Origin of the sequence: Staphylococcus sp. GDY8P45P (genome assembly GCF_017892745.1) — a bacterium.
In the GTDB taxonomy this organism is placed as follows: Bacteria; Bacillota; Bacilli; order Staphylococcales; family Staphylococcaceae; genus Staphylococcus; species Staphylococcus cohnii.
This window is the reverse complement of record NZ_JAESLS010000003.1, coordinates 1-4,554: the sequence shown is the minus strand read 5'-3', so window position 1 is coordinate 4,554 and position 4,554 is coordinate 1. Positions and strand designations below refer to the sequence as shown.

At 32.1% G+C, this 4,554-nt stretch carries 4 protein-coding genes; all 4 read left to right on the top strand.

Going from position 1 to position 4,554, the window contains the following annotated elements; genetic code table 11:
- Window positions 1–1,984, top strand: a 1,984-nt coding sequence (gene copB, locus KA873_RS00220) for a heavy metal translocating P-type ATPase (protein WP_204180522.1), incomplete at its 5' end; no start/stop codon positions are given.
- A gap of 14 nt (window positions 1,985–1,998) precedes the next feature.
- Complete coding sequence (mco, locus tag KA873_RS00215; protein ID WP_000277153.1) at window positions 1,999–3,432, top strand: multi-copper oxidase Mco; 1,434 nt, start codon at window positions 1,999–2,001, stop codon at window positions 3,430–3,432.
- Window positions 3,433–3,451: 19 nt separating this feature from the next.
- Complete coding sequence (locus KA873_RS00210) at window positions 3,452–3,997, top strand: YdhK family protein (protein ID WP_002510756.1); 546 nt, start codon at window positions 3,452–3,454, stop codon at window positions 3,995–3,997.
- Window positions 3,998–4,299: 302 nt separating this feature from the next.
- On the top strand, window positions 4,300–4,554 hold a 255-nt coding region (locus KA873_RS00205; protein ID WP_194378061.1), incomplete at its 3' end, for a TcaA second domain-containing protein.

Here is a 4,554-nt window from a genome sequence, read left to right as displayed (position 1 = left end):
CACTAGTCATGGTAATCATGAACATCACCATCATGGAAATTTTAAAAGTAAATTCTTTATTTCTTTGATTTTTGCGATACCGATTATTATTTTATCGCCCATGATGGGAGTTAAATTACCGTTTCAAATTTCATTTACAGGGTCAGATTGGATTGTATTAATTCTTGCTACAATTTTATTCTTTTACGGAGGAAAGCCATTTTTATCAGGGGCTAAAGATGAAATTTCAACTAAAAAACCTGGAATGATGACGCTTGTTGCTCTAGGTATTTCAGTAGCTTATATTTATAGTTTATACGCCTTTTATATGAATAACTTCAGTGGTTCATCCACACATACAATGGACTTTTTCTGGGAATTAGCGACTTTAATTTTAATCATGTTATTAGGTCATTGGATTGAAATGAACGCAGTAGGTAATGCAGGCAATGCACTGAAGAAAATGGCAGAACTTTTACCTAATACTGCAGTGAAGCTGATTGATAACAATCAACGAGAAGAAGTTAAAATATCAGATATTCATATTGACGATATTGTGGAAGTCAGAGCAGGCGAAAGTATACCCACAGACGGAATCATTGTTCAAGGAGAAACATCAATTGACGAATCATTAGTTACTGGCGAATCAAAAAAAGTTCATAAAACTCATAATGATGATGTTATTGGAGGTTCAATTAATGGTTCAGGTACAGTACAAGTTAAAGTGACTGCTACGGGTGAAAATGGCTACCTATCTCAAGTTATGGGTCTTGTTAACCAAGCTCAAAACGATAAGTCAAAAGCTGAACTCCTCTCTGATAAAGTCGCAGGTTATTTGTTTTACTTTGCAGTAAGTATTGGCCTGATTTCATTTATTGTATGGATGCTTATTCAAAACAACGTCGATTTCGCACTTGAACGGCTAGTAACCGTATTAGTCATTGCTTGTCCACATGCATTAGGCTTGGCAATACCTTTAGTTACAGCACGTTCTACCTCTATAGGCGCACATAATGGTTTAATCATTAAAAACAGAGAATCTGTAGAAATCGCACAACACATTGATTACATCATGATGGATAAAACTGGGACACTAACTGAAGGTAACTTTTCAGTGAATCACTATGAAAGTTTTACAGACGAGTTAAATAATGAAGAAATATTGAGTCTATTTGCTTCATTAGAAAGTAATTCTAATCATCCACTTGCCACTGGTATTGTTGATTTTGCTAAAGGCAAAAATATTTCATATGCTACTCCTCAAGAAGTTAATAATATTCCAGGTATAGGCTTAGAAGGCACAGTTGATAATAAAAAACTCAAAATAGTGAATGTTTCTTATCTCGATAAAAGCAATTTTGATTATAATAAAGAACAATTTACGAATCTCGCTCAACAAGGGAATTCTATTAGTTATCTAATTCATGACCGACAAGTTATTGGTATTATCGCACAAGGCGATAAAATTAAAGAAAGTTCAAAACAAATGGTTTCGGATTTATTATCGAGAAACATTACGCCAGTCATGCTTACAGGCGATAATAAAGAAGTGGCACAAACAGTGGCTGAAGAATTAGGTATTAGTGATGTCCACGCGCAATTGATGCCCGAAGATAAAGAAAGTATTATCCAAGATTATCAAAGCAATGGTAGCAAAATCATGATGGTTGGTGATGGTATCAATGATGCGCCAAGCCTTATTAGAGCAGATATTGGTATGGCAATTGGCGCAGGGACAGATGTAGCTATTGAATCGGGGGATGTCATACTCGTTAAAAGTAATCCTTCTGATATTATCAATTTTTTGTCCCTTTCAAAAAATACGATGAAAAAAATGGTTCAAAATTTATGGTGGGGCGCAGGATATAACGTGATTGCAGTTCCTCTTGCAGCTGGTATATTAGCTTCTATTGGTTTAATATTATCACCTGCTGTGGGTGCAATACTTATGTCTTTAAGTACGATCATCGTAGCAATTAATGCATTTACATTAAAATTAAAATAAAAGAGGTAAATATAATGTATAAAAAAATGTTCACAATTTTAATTACGTTATTTTCTATAATGTTTATGGTTCCTAATGATACTTTTGCAGAAGGTAAGCACAACATGATGGACATGAAAGAAAATGATCAAAAGCGAAATGATATGATGGATATGAAAAGTCATGACGAAAGAAAAAATTTGAATTCTTCACAAGGAAAAAATGAAATAACATTTCCCAAAGTTTTAGATCCTAAAAAAGATAACAATGGTTATAAAAGTTATACATTAAAAGCGCAGAAAGGAAAGACAGAATTTTACAAAGGTAATTTCTCTAACACTTTAGGATACAATGGAAATTTACTTGGGCCAACTTTAAAATTAAAAAAAGGAGATAAGGTTAAAATTAAGTTAGTCAACAACTTAGATGAAAATACAACATTTCATTGGCATGGGTTAGAAATAGATGGAAAAGTGGATGGAGGCCCTTCTCAAGTTATAAAACCAGGAAAAGAAAAAACAATAAAATTTGAGGTTAAACAAGAGGCTGCTACATTATGGTATCATCCCCACCCCTCCCCAAATACAGCTAAACAAGTTTATAATGGTTTATCAGGGTTATTATATATAGAGGATGACAAAAAGAATAATTATCCTAGCAATTATGGGAAAAATGATTTGCCTATAATAATCCAAGATAAAACATTTGTATCTAAAAAATTAAATTATACAAAAACGAAAGATGAAGATGGTACTCAAGGTGATACAGTCCTTGTGAATGGGAAAGTAGATCCTAAATTAACAACAAAAGAAGGAAAAATACGTTTGAGACTTTTAAATGGCTCCAATGCTCGGGATTTAAATCTTAAGCTAAGTAATAATCAAAGTTTTGAATATATTGCTTCAGAAGGCGGCCATTTAGAAAAGACTAAAAAGTTAAAAGAAATTAATTTAGCTCCTTCAGCAAGAAAAGAAATAGTAATAGATTTATCTAAAATGAAAGAAGAAAAAGTCAATCTTGTTGATAATGATGAAACAGTAATTTTACCAATTATTAACAAAGAAAAAAGTACTAACAAAGACACTACTCCAAAAGTAGATAAAAAAATCAAATTAGAAGGTATGGACGATAATGTTACTATTAATGGCAAAAAATTCGATCCTAACAGAATAGATTTCACACAAAAGGTAAACCGGAAAGAAACTTGGGAAATTGAAAACGTCAAAGATAAAATGGGTGGTATGAAGCACCCGTTCCATATCCACGGAACGCAATTTAAAGTTTTATCAGTGGATGGGAAGAAACCTTCAGAAGATATGAGAGGCAAAAAAGACGTTATATCTCTGGAACCTGGACAAAAAGCCAAAATAGAAGTGGTTTTTAAAAATACTGGGACATACATGTTCCATTGTCACATACTTGAGCATGAAGATAATGGAATGATGGGACAAATAAAAGTAACAAAATAATTTATAAGGAGAATTCAATATGATGAAAAAATTGAGCTCAATTATAGTAGCTTCAGGATTAGTATTATCAGCTTGTTCAACTGGTAACGAAGAAGAAGAAAATTCTAAAGATCAAAAACAAGAAAAACATATGAATCATAAGAGTGAAAGTAAAGCCCCAGATAATATGAAAAGTACAGATGACAGTAAATATAAAAAGGACGATAAAATAACAATTACAGCTGATCATATGCCTGGTATGAAAAATGCTAAAGGTACAGTTAAAGGTGCTTACAAAACCTATGCTTATGTCGTGAGTTACACACCTACAAATGGTGATGAAAAAGTTAATAATCACAAATGGGTCGTTAATGAGGAAGTTGCAGATGCCCCTGAAAATGGATTCAAGAAAGGTGATACAGTTAAATTAGAAGCTGACCATATGCCTGGTATGAAAGGTGCAGAAGCTCAAATTGATGATGTAGAAAAAACAACCGTTTATATGGTGGATTATAAATCAACAGAAAACGATGAGATGGTTAAAAATCATAAATGGATGACAACTGACGAACTAAAATCTCGTTAATGTCTATCATTTTAAAGCTTTAAAGTATTTAGTTAGTTATTCACAAATGCAATGAGAATCCCCTTTGTTAAATAGACAAGTAAACAAATAAAATTTATGGCCACTCTCATATCCACAATAATGAGAGTGGCCATTTGTTTAGAAAAATTAAATGATTTTAATGAAAATGAGGGGATCTTTTATAATTTATCAATGGAATTTCGAAAAATATAAAAAATGGAATAGTGAATGTATTGAGCTTTATCATTTATCAAGAAAAGTTATTCTAAATTAGCAGGTAAAGTCACAAAAGGGTAATGCGTATGGAAAATGAAAAGACACGTAATAAGAAGCCATATATATATGGTTTCTTATTACTAATAATTATCTTAATTGCTTTAATAATTGTATTTGTAGTTAGAAAAACAGATGCCCTAGGACAAATAAATAAATTTGAAGATGCTGTAGAATCTAATGATTCTAAAAAAGTCAGTGAAATTTTATCCGGTAGTGAACGGACTATGTCAGACAAGGAATCAAAAGCGTTTATAAAATATATGGTTCTGTTGCAAAGTAAA